11 protein-coding genes are annotated in these 14167 nt (G+C 63.9%); 4 read left to right on the forward strand and 7 right to left on the reverse strand.

Going from position 1 to position 14167, the window contains the following annotated elements; genetic code table 11:
* Nucleotides 1-24: 24 nt before the first annotated feature.
* Together LAN61_11385 and asnB are read left to right on the forward strand one after the other, a co-directional pair.
* Nucleotides 25-882, forward strand: coding sequence for a transglutaminase domain-containing protein (locus LAN61_11385; GenBank protein ID MBZ5541107.1), 858 nt, complete (start codon nucleotides 25-27; stop codon nucleotides 880-882).
* A gap of 4 nt (nucleotides 883-886) precedes the next feature.
* Nucleotides 887-2833, forward strand: a complete 1947-nt coding sequence (gene asnB / locus LAN61_11390) for an asparagine synthase (glutamine-hydrolyzing) (protein MBZ5541108.1) — start codon at nucleotides 887-889, stop codon at nucleotides 2831-2833.
* A gap of 98 nt (nucleotides 2834-2931) precedes the next feature.
* Here the strand turns inward: asnB and LAN61_11395 are convergent, their stop codons facing one another.
* Together LAN61_11395 and LAN61_11400 are read right to left on the reverse strand one after the other, a co-directional pair.
* Nucleotides 2932-3339, reverse strand: coding sequence for an OsmC family protein (locus LAN61_11395; protein ID MBZ5541109.1), 408 nt, complete (start codon nucleotides 3337-3339; stop codon nucleotides 2932-2934).
* 74 nt (nucleotides 3340-3413) lie between these two features.
* Complete coding sequence (locus tag LAN61_11400; GenBank protein MBZ5541110.1) at nucleotides 3414-6854, reverse strand: diguanylate cyclase; 3441 nt, start codon at nucleotides 6852-6854, stop codon at nucleotides 3414-3416.
* Between the two features lie 492 nt (nucleotides 6855-7346).
* Here LAN61_11400 and gltX point away from each other — a divergent pair, with 492 nt between their 5' ends.
* Nucleotides 7347-8846: a glutamate--tRNA ligase gene (gene gltX, locus LAN61_11405; GenBank protein ID MBZ5541111.1), complete on the forward strand. Its 1500-nt coding sequence runs from the start codon at nucleotides 7347-7349 to the stop codon at nucleotides 8844-8846.
* 152 nt (nucleotides 8847-8998) lie between these two features.
* Nucleotides 8999-9595 carry a type VI secretion system tube protein Hcp gene (locus LAN61_11410; GenBank protein ID MBZ5541112.1) on the forward strand — a complete coding sequence of 199 codons (597 nt, stop codon included), beginning with the start codon at nucleotides 8999-9001 and terminating at the stop codon, nucleotides 9593-9595.
* A 110-nt stretch (nucleotides 9596-9705) separates the two neighbouring features.
* On the opposite strand, the gene LAN61_11415 is transcribed toward LAN61_11410, so the two are convergent.
* The 5 genes from LAN61_11415 to LAN61_11435 form a co-directional block, all read right to left on the reverse strand.
* Entirely contained in the window at nucleotides 9706-10266 is a 561-nt protein-coding gene (locus tag LAN61_11415; GenBank protein MBZ5541113.1) for a protein-disulfide reductase DsbD N-terminal domain-containing protein, read from the reverse strand.
* Entirely contained in the window at nucleotides 10263-10595 is a 333-nt protein-coding gene (gene cyaY, locus LAN61_11420; GenBank protein ID MBZ5541114.1) for an iron donor protein CyaY, read from the reverse strand. The genes LAN61_11415 and cyaY overlap by 4 nt, the downstream gene beginning before the upstream one ends.
* Nucleotides 10596-10960: 365 nt before the next feature.
* Nucleotides 10961-12358, reverse strand: coding sequence for an aminomethyl transferase family protein (locus LAN61_11425; protein ID MBZ5541115.1), 1398 nt, complete (start codon nucleotides 12356-12358; stop codon nucleotides 10961-10963).
* A 276-nt stretch (nucleotides 12359-12634) separates the two neighbouring features.
* The gene (locus LAN61_11430; protein ID MBZ5541116.1) at nucleotides 12635-13195 is read right to left on the reverse strand and encodes a TlpA family protein disulfide reductase; all 561 of its coding nucleotides are present in this window, start codon (nucleotides 13193-13195) and stop codon (nucleotides 12635-12637) included.
* A 97-nt stretch (nucleotides 13196-13292) separates the two neighbouring features.
* Complete coding sequence (locus tag LAN61_11435; GenBank protein ID MBZ5541117.1) at nucleotides 13293-14159, reverse strand: cytochrome c biogenesis protein CcdA; 867 nt, start codon at nucleotides 14157-14159, stop codon at nucleotides 13293-13295.
* Nucleotides 14160-14167: the final 8 nt, after the last annotated feature.

A 14167-nucleotide genomic window follows, 5' to 3' on the forward strand; every position in this document is an offset into this window, starting at 1 on the left:
CGGGAGGACGTAATTACTTAATTCATGGCGGCCTCAAAACATCCCGTCCTGCGCACGGTGTGGTGGAGCGCCGACCTCCTCCTGAAGCTGGCCTTGGTGACCCTGCTCTACTCGGGGACCTGGGAATTTTCCGTCCGGCAATATCTCCGGGGCTTTTCGAATGCGGTCGTTCCCGCGGTGGCCACGCCCGAACAAAAAGTGGAATCCATTCTTGACTGGCTGCGTGCCGGACCCGCACGCGCGCAGTCCCCTTCCCCGCAAGGACTCGCGCAGCGCGATCCGGAGACGACCCTCAACGATCAGGAACTCCTGCGCGTCTGCGGCACGGCAACCAATGCCTTCGTGAATCTGGCCAGAAGCTCCGGGCTTGCCGCACGCCGCCTGTTGCTGCTCAGCCCAGACGGCAGGGCAAAGCACGTCGTGGCGGAAGTCAAGATGGAGGGGCGCTGGGTGATCGTGGACCCCTCCTACCGCGCCATCCTGCGCGATGCGCAGGGTCGCATGCTCACGCGGCAGGATCTGCAGGACCCGCAAACGTTCCGGGAGGCCACCCGCGTTATTCCCGGCTATCCCCCCGAGTATAGCTACGAAAAGTTCGCGCACATCCGCCTGGCGCGGCTGCCTCTCGCTGGCCTCCGCCTGCGCCGGTTCCTCAATGCGGTCTATCCCCGTTGGGATGAGAAGGTGGACTTGACCTTGCTCGTGGAGCGCGAATCCATGGCCCTGCTGGCCGCCTCCATCGCGCTGGTGGTTTCCCTGCTGCTCCTGCGCATCCTCCTGGTGCGGTATGCCGACCGCCGGTGGTCATTCACGTTGTGCCGCCGGTACCTGCGTTTATTTGGCAGCAGCCCCAATCCCTATATCCAATCCGCGCTAAACTAAGCGCGTGTGCGGCATCTGCGGAATTGTCCTGACGGCAAATCCGGCGACGGCGGAAGCGCGCGTGCGCGGCATGACCGCGGCGCTGCGGCATCGCGGCCCGGACGACGAAGGCTTTCTCGCCGGCGATCCGCGCGCACCGGGCGTGGCGCTGGGCATGCGGCGGCTCAGCATCATTGACCTCCAGGGGGGCCACCAGCCCATTTGGAACGAGGCGCACGACATCGCCGTGGTCCTCAACGGCGAGATTTACAACTACCGCGACTTGCGCGAACGCCTGACCCGCGCCGGCCATCATTTCGCCACGCACTCCGATACCGAAGTGCTGGTCCACGGGTGGGAAGAGTGGGGCGAGGATTGCCTGCACGAACTGCGCGGGATGTATGCCTTCGCCGTGCTCGACCTGCGCGGCCAGGTCCTGGCACCGCAGCTCTTTCTCGCGCGCGATCCCCTGGGCATCAAGCCGCTGTACTACACGCAGACCCGCGAAGGCCTCTTCTTCGCCTCCGAGGTGCGCGCGCTGCTCGCCGGAGGGGTGGCCAAAAAGCTTTCCCCGGACGCGCTGACCTCCTATCTCCTGTTCGGTTCCGTCTCCGAGCCGGTGACGCTGCTGGAGAACGTGTTTTCGGTGCCCCCGGGACACTCCATCCTGCTGCTGGTGCCCGATCGCCGGCAGTTGCCGCGGCCGCGCCCCTGGTGGGACCTGCGGCGCAGCCCCGCGGCGCGCGATCCCAAGCGCCCCCGGGACTTCGCGGGAGCGGTGCGCGCGCTGCGCCCGCTGCTCGAGGATTCCGTGCGCGCGCATCTGATCGCCGACGTGCCCGTGGGGCTGTTTCTCTCCAGCGGGCTGGATTCCAGCGCCCTGGCCGCGCTGGCGGCGCGCGAACAGCGCGGCATCCGCAGCTTCACGCTGACGTTTCCGGGAACTCTTTACGACGAAGCCCCGCTGGCTCGCTGCGTCGCCAAACACTGCGGCACCGAGCACAGCGAAGTGCCGCTGGGCGGCGCGGAAATGCTGGAGCATCTGGAGAGCGCGCTGGGCGCGCTCGACCAGCCGACCATGGACGGCATCAACACCTATCTAGTCTCCTGGGCCGCGCGGCAGGTAGGGCTGAAAGTGGCGCTCTCGGGCCTTGGCGGCGATGAACTCTTCGCCGGCTACCGCACCTTTCGCGATGTGCCGCGCCTGCGGGGCCTCGCGCAACTGGCGCGCCTTTTCCCTTCTGCGCTGCGCCACGTGACCGCGCCGCTGATCGAGCGCCTCGCCGCGCGCGGCGCCGCTCCTGACGCCGCGCGCAAGGCCGCCGCGCTGTGGCGCGACCGGGAGCGTCTGCCCGACGCCTACTTCTTCGCCCGCGCTCTGTTTCCCCCGGGGGAACTGGAGCGCATCGCCACCCCGCGCTATCGCAGCAGCGCCATCGGCGGGGACGGCACGGCATTGCTGCCCACCTGGCTGGGCTGGATCGAGCACGTCGCCGGAGACGCCCGCAACATGGAGCGCGTGGCGGGCATCTCCTGGCTCGAGCTGCGCACCTACATGGTCAGCACCCTGCTGCGCGACACGGACTCCGTGAGCATGGACCGTTCCCTGGAGGTGCGCGTGCCGCTGCTGGATACGCCGCTGGTGGAATTTCTGGCCACGCTGCCGGACGCGGCGCGGCGCCGCCCGAAAGTGCAGAAGGCCCTGCTGGTGGAAGCGCTGCGGGATGCGCTGCCGGAGGAGATCGTGACGCAGGCGAAGCGCACGTTTACCTTGCCGTGGGAGGAGTGGCTGCGCGGGCCGCTGCGCGAGCGCATCGAAACGAGTCTTGCGGAGCCGGCCGCGGCGCTCGCGCCGCACCTGCGCCTGGGGGGAGTGCGCGGAGTCTGGGAGGCGTTTCAGGCGGGGCGCACGTCGTGGTCGCGGGTATGGTCGCTGTACGTGCTAAACGAGTGGTGCCACCGCAATCTGTAGCGGCGGGCCTTAGCAGGCGGTCATTTTGCGGGCCGGTTGCACACCACAAAGAAGGCAGGCGCCCGACAAAACGGGGATAAATTCCGCCTGGGGCGGCACTACTCCCGCACGATTTCGTAGCGATGCGTGAGCGCCGCCGTCTTCTTCAGCATGGCCGCCACCGAGCAATATTTCTCCTGGCTCAAGCCGATGGCCCGCTGCACGGCCGTTTCCTCGAGCTGCCCCTTCAAGCGGAATAGAATCTCGATTTTCGTCCACACGGTGGGCGGCTCGGCGGCGCGCTCGCCGGAGACAAGCACCTCGAGGGATTCCAACTTCTGGCGTTTTTTCGCCAGAATAAGGACCACGTCGGTGGCCGTACACGCGCCCAGGGCCATGATCAGCAGCTCCATCGGCCCCGGCGCCTGGTTGGAGTCGCGGTCGCAATCCAGGGCCAGGGCGTGTCCCGAAGGGCTGGTGGCCACGAATTTCTGCCCGCCAATCCACTGCACCGTTGCCGTCTGCATGGAGCCTCCTGAGAAGAAAATGAGGATAGCACTTCTTTGATTTTCCGCGGAGTAAGGGGCGTAAGAAGGAGGGGTCAGGAGTTCCGGGAGGAGATGACGGAAGCGACTTCGATGATGGGGTTGGGGAGCTGGCGCATGGTCTGGACGAAGAGGGCCACGATTTTGGCATCGAACTGCGCGCTGGCGCAACGCTCCAGCTCGGCCATGGCGTCCAAGGCGCTGCGGCCCTTTTTGTAGGTGCGGTCGCTGGTGATGGTGTCGTAGGCGTCGGCGATGGCGATGATGCGCGCGCCCAGGGGAATGCCGTCTCCCGTGAGGGCGTCGGGATAGCCGGAGCCGTCAAAATATTCGTGGTGATGGCGCACCATCTCGCGGATGCGCCCGAGCGGGGTCAAGGGCTCGAGGATCTTGGCGCCAAAGGTTACGTGGGACTTCATGGTCTCCCACTCGCCGGGATCGAGCGGGCCACTCTTGTTGAGAATGGCTTCGGGAATGGCCACTTTGCCGATGTCATGGAGGACGCCGGCGAGGCGGATTTCCTCGACCTCCACATCGTTCATGCCCAAGGCCTCGGCGATCAGCGCGGCGTAAGCGGAGACCTTCTGGGAATGGCCCTGCGTGTAGTGGTCCTTGGCGTCAATGGCAAAAGCGAGGGAAGTCACGGTGTCCAGCACCGCCTGCGGCAGCGAGGCCGGGCCGGCGCCGTTAGACGGCGCGGCTTCCGGCACAGCAGCGTCTGGAGAGAGCGATTCGGTGAATTGCTTAAGGCGCTGATAGATCTCCTCAAAAGCCTCGGGGCCCGTGGAAAACAGCCTCTTTAGTGTAACACCAAGATAGGCCTCGAGGACGTCGCGCTTCCACTTCTTGGCCTCGCCGGGGTCGAAATGGTCGGCGGTGGAAACAGCGTTGCCGCCCTGATGCTTGGAGAGGTACATGGAAGCGTCGGCCACCTGGATGAGTTCCTGAGGGGAAGAACCGTGCAGGGGGAAGCAGGCGATGCCGAAGCTCGCGGTGATGTTCTTCTCGCGCAGCAGGGGATCGGCGCAGACCCAGCCGCGCAGCTTGAGGGCCAGCTGGCGGGCGTGCTCCATGGTGGTTTCCGGCATCAGGATCACGAACTCGTCGCCGCCGTAGCGCGCCACGACGTCAGAGCGGCGGCAGTTGGTCTCCAGAATGTGCCCGACGCGCTGCAGCACCAGGTCCCCTTCGAGATGCCCGTAGAAATCGTTCACGAACTTGAAGCGGTCGAGGTCCATCAGCACCAGGGAGAAAGAGCGGCCCGCGCGCGTCGCCCGCTTCCATTCCGCCGAGAGAGCTTCCATAAAGAAGCGGTGGGTCTTGACGCCGGTCAGTCCGTCGGTGATGGCCTGTTCCTGGGCCTTCTGGAAGGTCAGGGCATTGTGCAGGGCGCCGGCGATCAGGTCGGCGAGCGTGCGCAACAAAAGAATCTCTTCTTCGTTGAAGTTCACGAGTTTTGTAGAGCCCACGTAGAGCACACCGTGCAGCTGATCGGCATAGAAGACGGGCAGGGCCATGGCCGCGATGCACTCGGCAAGCAGGGGCTTGAGCGCGGGATCGGGAGAATCCCCCGCACCGTAGAAGGCCATCTGCCCGGTGCGCGCCACGTGGCCGACGAGTCCCGCACCCAGGGGGATGCGCCAGCCGAGGGCGCCGCGCAGCTCCCCGGCTTCCGACTGGATGACCACTTCGCGGGTCGAGTAGTCCAGCACACCGATGCCGACGTGATCGAGAGTCAAGCCCTGGCCCAGCTGCTGGGTGATCTCGGCGAGCATCTCTTCGGGATTGAGGGTGGCGATGGCTTTGCGCGAAACGGCGTTGAGCAGGGAGAGGTGCCGGGCCTTGGTCCGCTCTTCCTGGAACAGCCGCGCGTTTTCGATGGCGATGCTGGCCTCGCTGGCCAGCACGCGCAGGAGTTCCAGATGCCCCTCGTCGAACTGCCGGTCGATCTCGGCAAAGACGACGATGGCCCCGATGGCATGATCATAGGCCACCAGCGGAACGCCGCAGAAGCAGCCGCGCGAGCGGAGGGGCTCGACGCCCAAGGCCCGCACGGAGGCGACAAAATTTTCGCGGATGAGCACGGGCTGGCGGGTGCGGATGATGTATTCGGTCAAAAAGTTGCCGAGGGGCCGGCTGCGCTTGGGCAGGCGAGTGCCGTCGATGATTTCGAGGTCGAAGATCAGTTCGTCGCGGAGCGGATTGAGCGAGGCGATATAGAAATTATCGGTGTCGAAGAGCCGGCGCAATTCCTCGCCCACTTTGCGCAGCAGATCTTCCTTGTTCAGCGTGGAGCTGAGGGCGCGGCCGATCTCGTTGAGCACGTGCAGCTCTTCGGAGCGGCGCGAAGTCTGCTGGATCAGGTAGCTGTTCTCCACGGCCATGCCGATCTGATGGCCCAGGGCCAGGAGCAGGCGCAGTTCCGCGGCGGTGAAGCGGCGGTTGTCCGGCGTGCCCAGCAGAAGCACGCCGAAGCCCTGCTCCTTGGCTTGCAGGCTGATGGCCACCACGGTACGCAGCCCCTGATGGACGGCCAGTTGCCGGAAGCGCCGGAAACTCTCTTCTTTCTCCAGAGCCGTCCAGGCCGAATCGCGCGTCAATTCGCGGAAGACCACCAGCCCGCCGAGACGCGATACCAGATTGACCAGGTGATCGTCGAGCCCCTCGCGCTGCGCGGTGCTGCAGAAATCCTCGCGGAGCCCGGCGGCCACCACCGAGGTGGGCCCCTGCGGATCGCCATGGTGCAGGAACAGGGCCCCGGAGGGAATGCGCACCACGCCAAGGACGCGGTCCAGCGCCAGGGAAAGCATGCGCTGGATCTCCCCGCCCACAAAACTGGAGGTCGCCAGGTTCAGGTTGGACAGCGCGAGCATGTTGCGCTCGACGCGGCGCTTCTCTTCCTCGTACAAGGCCATGACCATGACGATGCCGACGAAGGCGGCAGGCATGGCGGCCAGGGACCACACACCGGTTTCCTGGATCTGCTTGTTCTGGTAGGCGAGGATCAGCCCCAGTTGCAGGACCGCCCAGATGCCGAAGGTTACCGCGAGCAAGCGTTCGCTCAGTGTTTCCTGGCGGTTGCTCTCCTGGAAAAAGACCAGGGAAGCGGCAAGAAAAATCAGAGCGGTAGCGATGCCGGGCGGAATGGGATACCAACCCAGCTGGTACGCGACGGTCCAGAAAAGCACCGTGACGGCGGTCAACCCCGCAGGTACGAACCATGGCCGGCGCTGCGCGTAAATTTGCGCGCCGAGAAAAAAGAAAAGACCGGTGAGCGAGAGGCACCACTGCCCGAGGGTCGCCTGTAGCGAAATGCTGCCGGCGCCGGGCGCGAGAACCCTGGTCAGGTAGTGCACCGTGTACAGGCACCAGCCCACGGCCCAGAACAACTGGTAGGTCTGGCGTTTCAGACTGTAGACATAGGCGAAGAACCCCGCAACCAAAGAGGTGGCGATCAGAAGCCCAAAGGCTACGAGATTGGCATGCGTCACGGGCATGGTTCGTGCGATGAACGACTCAGTTGTGACCGCCGAGCGGTCAACTTCTCACAGTGACCACAAAGCGGTCAACTTCCTACCGTGACCGCAGAGCGGTCAACATTCTACCGTGACCGCAAAGCGGTCAACTCCTGAAAGCGCAGGAAGCAACCGCCGGAGACGATGCTCCGGTGAAGCCCACGGAGCTTCAGGGCACTGCACAGAATGCCGGGCGCGGATTGTTGCTCCTCCACGATCCAGCACGGAAAAGAAAGCACTTACAGACTATAGGAGAGGGGGGTACCGGGACCAGGAAACCTGCGTGCTGTAGCGAAAAAGATAGCAGGGGGGAAGGACCGCGGCGCAACAGCCATCCGGTGGCTCAATCCGGGCGGCCCCCGGAGGGCCTGATTCTGCGCGCTGGGAATGCACAGGTTGAACGCCACGCACCGCTTCAGCTAGACTGAATGATTGACGCCAACTTGAAAGAGCACACTGAGAATGACTTCCTTCATGGATTCGAAGACCGGCGCACCAGGCGCCGCGAAGTCCGGGCCGCGCGTCCGCTTTGCCCCTTCGCCGACGGGCTATCTGCACGTGGGCGGCGCACGCACCGCGCTGTTCAACTGGTTTTTCGCACGCCATGAGGGCGGCACGCTGATCCTGCGCATCGAGGACACCGACGTCGAACGCAACAAGCCCGAGCTGGTGGAGGGCATTCTGGAGGGCCTGCGCTGGCTGGGCATCGACTGGGATGAAGGACCTTACTACCAGTCGCAGCGCATCGAACTCTACCGCGAGGCCGCGCAGAAGTGCCTGGACAACGGCAGCGCCTACCTGTGCTACTGCGCGGCGGAGCGCTACGCCGGAGGGGACCACGCCGAGGAAGAGGCCGCGGGCGGGAAGGTCCGCCGCGTGGTGCGCTGCCCCTGCCGGAACGCCCAGCCGGGCGCGGCAGAGACCAAGCCGGCCGTGCGCTTCAAGGTGCCGCTGGGGGGCACGACGAAATTTCAGGACGCAGTCTTCGGCCCGCGCGAATTTTCCAACGAGGAGATCGAGGATTTCGTGCTGCTGCGCTCGCCACGCGGCGAGGAGACCGCGGGACAGCCGACCTACCAACTCAGCGCCGTCGTGGACGATATCGACATGCGCATCACGCACGTCATCCGCGGCGCGGATCACATCTCCAACACCCCGAAGCAGGCGCTGCTCTATGGCGCGCTGGGCGCGGAACCGCCCGTCTTCGCGCATCTCCCGCTGATTCTCGGCTCCGACCGCACGCGCCTTTCCAAGCGCCACGGCGCGACCAGCGTGACCTCCTACCGCGACGAGGGTTTTCTGCCCGAGGCCTTCCGCAATTTTCTCGCGCTGCTCGGGTGGTCCGCCGGCGGCGATCAGGAGTTTCTGCGCACGCCGGAGCTGATCGGAAAGTTTTCGCTGGAACACGTGCTGCGCACCAATGGCGTCTTCGACCGCGCCAAGCTGGAGTGGTTCAACACCCAGTATCTGCAGAAGCTGCCCATCGAGGAACTGCTTCCGGAGGTCGAGGCGGAATTGAAGCGCAGCAAACTGTGGAAGGAAGAGTGGGGGAGCGGAGCGGGCCACGAGTGGTTCGCAAAGACGGTGGACCTGCTGCGGCCGCGGGTGCGTCTGCTGCCGGACTTTTCCTCGTGGTCGCGGGCGTTTTTCAGCGACGAATTCACCTACAACGAGGCGGCGCGGGAAAAATTCTGGAAGAAAGAGCCGCGCCTGCCGGAGTTCCTGGGGCAGATCGCCGACGCGCTCGCCGCGCTTCCGGACTGGAATCACGACGCCTGCGAGCACGCCCTGCGCGGGGTGGCGGAGGCTGCCGGCGTGAAGGCCGGGGTGCTGATCAACGCCACGCGAGTGGCCATTGCCGGGGAGGCCGTGGCGCCGCCGCTGTTCGAGACCATGCTGGTGCTGGGGCGCGAGCGGGTGACCGGGCGGCTGCGCGCGGCACTGCCCGCGGTGCAGGAATCCTGCAAAGCGTAGACGAAGCGTGAAATCGTGAGGCCAGACCCGCGACCTGCCAGAGCAATGAAGCAAAGCCCTCGTGCCTGAAACGCCACACCAGTAGCATAAAGAGGCTGCCGAAATCCCGGATTCAGAGGACAATTGGCGGAGTTTGGCCCGGGAGGCAGCTTATGACAAGAATGACGGCAACGCGCAATTGGACACTCGGACTGGCGGCAGGCATTGTATTTTTGTGCGCGGCCAGCGGAGCCAGGGCTCAGAACGCCGGATATATGCGGCTGGTCACCGCGCAAGGACCCATTGAGGGCACATCGAAGGAAGCGGCACACTTGAACTGGATTCCCTTGACGGGCGCCCAGATCGGCGATGTGGATGGGGATGGCGCCCCGGACCTGGCACGTGCGACACCGGGAGCACCTGCAACCCCAGCCACACAGGGACGGACAGCAAAGGCCGCAACGAGCCAGCCGCAGACGGCGCGGGAACATGGCAGCGGGCTGGCGACCGGGAAGCGGATGCATAAACCGCTGACGATCACCAAAGAGTGGGATGCAAGCTCGCCCAAGCTGCGAATGCTGCAGGCCAGCGGAACGCAGATACCCACGGTGGAAATCCATCTTCCGACCACTACCGGCGCAGCCAAAGCCGGGCGCTACAAGCTGAGTAACGCGATGATCAGCTCGATTCAGGTGACGGGCGGAGGAGGCAAGACCCCGCAGATGGAATCGGTGACGTTCACCTATCAGAAGATCGAGTGGACCTACTAAGAAGCGTCACACACTGGGAACGGAACCCGCAGAAGCAGCACCGGGCGGGTGCACCGGAAGCTGGCGAACAATCCAACTGAAAAGAAGGCCTGCCTGCAAAAGGCAGGCCTTTATTTTGAGAAAAGCTCGGGGTGCGCCGGCTTGGCAGCGGCGCCGGCGGCGGCGACGTGCAGTTCCGCGTCGAGCGCTACGGTGACCGGGGGCAGGCAGATTTCGTCGCTGCAGGCCTGGTAACGCAACTTGAGCGGAATGTGCTGCGCGCCGAGCGGAGCGCTGGGCAGGGCGTTCAGCGAGATGCGGAGCACCGCGGTGCCCTGGTAAACATTAAGAGGTTTCTCGGGAGAGAAGGAAAATTTGCGCAGCGCGCCTTTGGGATAGGCCACGGCGCCGACGCGGAATCCCGCGGGCACGGCCGCCTGAAGATCGGTGGGGATAAGGTAGTCCATGGAGGCTTCGCGGGCGTTGATGTGGAAGCCCGGGCGGATCTTGAGGACGACGGCAAGCTGGAAGGCGCGGCCGCGCGGCACCGGCTGCAGCGAGACATAAACGGCCGGGGCGACCACCTCCCGCGCCGAGGGAATTTGGGCCGCGGCGCGCGGCGGGCAGAGCATTCCAAGCAGCGCCAAGAGCGCCACCACGGGGAGACGCAAAACGCCGCTGCGGGGAATCACAGGGCCACCTGCGCGCCAAGCTGCCGGGAGATGACGCGGCTCATCACCTGAAAAAGATCCTCGCCGGTTTTTTCCAGGACGAATGCATCTTGGGCGCCGGACCAGCCGAGCTTGAAACTCGTGGAAAGCGCCGAGATCCAGATCTCGCGCACGGGAGTATTCGGAGAGATCACGAATTTTGCCGGCTCCGGCTCTTCAAAGAGGACCTCGAGCTTGCCGGAGCCCGCTTCCACGTCGAAGCCGTGCAGGTCGCACAACGGCAGCAGTCTCCGGCGGAGCTCCTCGAAGGCCGCATCGCATTTTTTCTGAAACTCTTTTTCCTCGAGCATAAGTTCAGCGTACACGAAGAAAGTGAGTAGTGGGTAGTGGAAGAAGAAGACAGAGGGGGGCAGGCCGGGACCCCTCGAGGAGAAAGAACCCAGGAGAGGAACGGTTGGAGGTTCATCGGAGGGTGAGATCCTTTCCGACCGGGCCGGAATCTTCGAGCCCGAACGGGACGGGGTCCGCGATCGCCAGGCTTCGCTCTTATCGAGGGGCACCCCGAGCTTGCCCGCTCCTTAAGCCCGGGCCCCCCGCCCACCTGACAGCGAATGAGTTCGCCCAAAGCCAGGCACTGCGGACCGCTGCGGAAGCCGCCTTTTCCGGTGAAGACCTGTCTCGTTACGGGACCAACGTCACAGGCCAGCCCGGCTCACTATTGCCCGGTACGCCAACCTACCGCGTAGGATTTACGCGCAACTTCGGAGTAAGGAACAGGGCTGACTATCGCCCGGATTTCGATTTGCTTGTGGCGTTCGACCGTCGTTTTCTGCGAACCGCCGCCTTCTTCGCCCCAGACGAGGGTGACCTCGTTGCCGATTTCGATGTCCGGATCCACCACACCCAGCGAGAGCATGGACCGCTCGTTGTAGCTATAGCCGCTGAACATCGAGAGGCCGACCATTTTTCCGGCGTTCAAAACCTTGTCGTACGACGCCGATGCGTAATTCGACAGCGGCAGGTCGATGTATTTGTAGTTTTCCGCGCCGGGCTGGAGCAGGGAGCGGAAGGCCTTGCTGACATCCTCGGCGTTCCAGGCAAACGTCACTTTCTTGCGTTGCGGTTTGCCGGCGATTTTCTCAAGGGCTTCTCTGCCGATGAAGTCATGGTCGAATTTGACGAATGGCCCATAGCCCAGCTCGTAGGGCGTCAGGTAGTAGTCTTCAATGTTATTGGAATAGAAGCTGCCGCCAAGGGAACCCGTACCCTCATAACTCGCCGCCGGCAACCACTGCCGGTAGGCTTTCATCTTTTCGCCGGTGTAGACCGCCGGAAGAGGCGAAGGAATCCACCCCGATTCCAGGGTGTTGGTCGCGTAGGCTCTGCTGCCGACCTGGCGAAGGCCAAAGTCCTTGCCGGCTGCAACGATCGCCGCCCGGATTTCCTCGCCTTCCGCGTACGGACCCCAAATCTCCAGGCCGGGAGCGCCGGCCATGCCATGATGCAAGGCGCGCACCTTGCGTCCCGCAATGTTGATGACACCCATGCTGAAAAACTTGATGTCCGGAATGGGCCCGCCGTTCAGTCTTTCGATAACCTGCTGAGCCTTCGGTCCTTGAATCTGGAAGCGGTAATTCTTGCGAACGACGGGCTTGCCGCCGGGGCGGGAGGGCGAGCGGTCATCTTTTTCCGTGGTGACCTTGTATCCGCCGGTCTCGGCATGGAATTGGATCCAGCTGGCCGTCGGCGCGCGACCGACGAAATTGAGTTTATTCTCTTCCAGATGAAAGAGAATCCCGTCGCCAATCACGTAGCCATCGTAACTGCAGGGAGCGAACTGTTTGGCTTTGTTGACGGGAAACTTCGCAAAACTGTTGGTCGCAAGATGGGAGAACAATTTGATGGCATCGGGGCCCTCCACATACTGCTCCACCATGTGGTGCGACTGGTCGAAAAGAACGCAGGTCTCCCGCCATCCGCGTTGTTCGTCGCGCCAGTTCGTAAATTCGGAAGGGACCACCGGATAGACATAGGCTCCAATCTGCGAATTGCGGAGCAGGTTCACCGGGTTCCCGACAGTTCGTAGCAGATCTTCCAGACTTTGGCGGCTCATGGTTCTGGTGGCCCTTTCTCAAACCTTTGATTGATCGTTGCGCAGGCAGCGAATCTTAACACGGTGGTCAAGTGCCAGTGCAGCGGTAATTGAGGCGGACCCTCTCGCCAGGGTGCCGGTTAGAGGGTCAACGGCAGGATGTCAGCGCGAACTGGAATCGAAGCCAGCGCGCATTGCTGAGGAAAATCTGGCGACCCTGCCGTGCACCAGGCGGAACCAGATTGTCCGCTGACTGCGTCAACTGGAAACCAGCCGTCACCGGCAAGCGGTTCACGGTTAGAGCTGCGACTTGATGGCCTGGTCGATGTCCTCGTCGTTGAGTTGGCCGGTGATGCGTTTGACCTGGACGCCGTCGCGGGAGATCAGGACGCTGGTGGGAAAGCCGATCAAGCCGCCGAATTTATCGGCGACCTCGTCGGTGCCAATGAGGATGGGATAGTTCATCTGGCGGGGCGTCCCGGCCACGGGAAAACGCTCTTTTTCAAAATAGGGCGCGACGGCCTGCTTGCCTTCGTCGTCCATGGCCACGCCCAGGACGGTGAAGCCCTGCGGGCCGTATTTTTCCTGGAGGGCGATGAGCAAGGGAATCTCCTCGCGGCAGGGCGCGCACCAGGTGGCCCAGAAGTTCACCAGAACGACCTTGCCCTTGTACTGGCTGAGAGAGACATTCTGGTCCTGGAGATTCTTGACGGTGAAATCGGGCGCGGGGGCGCCCACGCTGCTGGAATCGGGCGCCGCGCCGCGCGGCGCGGCGTGCCTGCGGGTGGCGCGGTCGGCGAGAACCACGGCTACGAGGAGCGCGGCCACGGTGGCCAGCACAGTGAGAGTTTTTTTCATCCTGCGGATCCCTTTCCCCTTAAAGCACTGGTATGTGCGACCGCGAAGCGGTCAACTTTCTCTGTGACCGCGAAGCGGTCAACTTGTTCGCAGCCTGCTACATCACAAAACGGTTCAAGAACGCCAGCTTGCCGGAAAGCCAGGTAAGCTTGTTGAGAAAGATCAAGCCGCCGACGAAGAGGAGCAGCGCGCCGCTGAAGAGTTCCACGGCGTGCAGGTGCTTCCGGAAGCGCTGGTAAAAGCGCAGGAACTGGCTGATGCCGAGCGCGGTGAGCAGGAAGGGTACGGCCAAGCCCGCGGAATAGACGGCGAGGAGCAGGATGCCGCGGGCGATGGTGTCGCTGGCGGCGGCGAGGGCCAGGACGGTGGCGAGGATGGGACCGATGCACGGCGTCCAGCCAAAGGCGAAGGCGAAGCCCATCAGGAAACCGCTGCCGATGCCCGGTTGCGCGCCCCCCTGGCGGAGGTGGACGTCCCGGTTGAGCCAGCGGGCCAGGAGCGGGCCGAGAAAGCCAATCATGGCCAGGGAGAAAAAATGGATGGCGTGGAGCCCGGCAAAGAGCGGGCCCGCGCGGCGCATGGCAAAGATGCCGGCAAGAACAAGGACTACGCCCAGCACGAGGCCCACGCGGGTGGTGAGTTTGGCCAGCCAGCCAAGCAGGTGCAGGCCGAAAAGCAGGATGAGCGCGCCGGCAACGGGAGCGAGCAGCGCGCGATTCTTGCTGAGAAACTGGCCGACGGCGCTGGCCGAAGCGCCGAAAGAAATGAAGACCACGGAAAAACCGCCGACGAAGGCCAGCGAAGAGGCAAAGAGCCCAGCTTTGGGCGACTCGCCCTGGCGCAACTGTTCCATGCCAATGCCGCTGAGCATGGAGATGTAGCCGGGGACGAGGGGCAGGACGCAGGGGGAGAGGAAGGACACCAGTCCGGCCAGAAATGCGGCTGCGAGTGAAACGTCGGTCATGCCCAAAC

The sequence above is a fragment of the Terriglobia bacterium genome (genome assembly GCA_020072785.1).
Lineage (GTDB): Bacteria > Acidobacteriota > Terriglobia > Acidiferrales > UBA7541 > Acidiferrum.

Excerpts from the sequence above, each read along its gene's own strand:
- LAN61_11385 (MBZ5541107.1), top strand. The coding sequence starts at position 25 with ATGGCGGCCTCAAAACATCCCGTCCTGCGCACGGTGTGGTGGAGCGCC.
- LAN61_11395 (MBZ5541109.1), bottom strand. The coding sequence starts at position 3,339 with ATGCAGACGGCAACGGTGCAGTGGATTGGCGGGCAGAAATTCGTGGCC.
- LAN61_11400 (MBZ5541110.1), bottom strand. The coding sequence starts at position 6,854 with ATGCCCGTGACGCATGCCAATCTCGTAGCCTTTGGGCTTCTGATCGCC.
- gltX (MBZ5541111.1), top strand. The coding sequence starts at position 7,347 with ATGGATTCGAAGACCGGCGCACCAGGCGCCGCGAAGTCCGGGCCGCGC.
- LAN61_11410 (MBZ5541112.1), top strand. The coding sequence starts at position 8,999 with ATGACAAGAATGACGGCAACGCGCAATTGGACACTCGGACTGGCGGCA.
- cyaY (MBZ5541114.1), bottom strand. The coding sequence starts at position 10,595 with ATGCTCGAGGAAAAAGAGTTTCAGAAAAAATGCGATGCGGCCTTCGAG.
- LAN61_11425 (MBZ5541115.1), bottom strand. The coding sequence starts at position 12,358 with ATGAGCCGCCAAAGTCTGGAAGATCTGCTACGAACTGTCGGGAACCCG.
- LAN61_11430 (MBZ5541116.1), bottom strand. The coding sequence starts at position 13,195 with ATGAAAAAAACTCTCACTGTGCTGGCCACCGTGGCCGCGCTCCTCGTA.
- LAN61_11435 (MBZ5541117.1), bottom strand. The coding sequence starts at position 14,159 with ATGACCGACGTTTCACTCGCAGCCGCATTTCTGGCCGGACTGGTGTCC.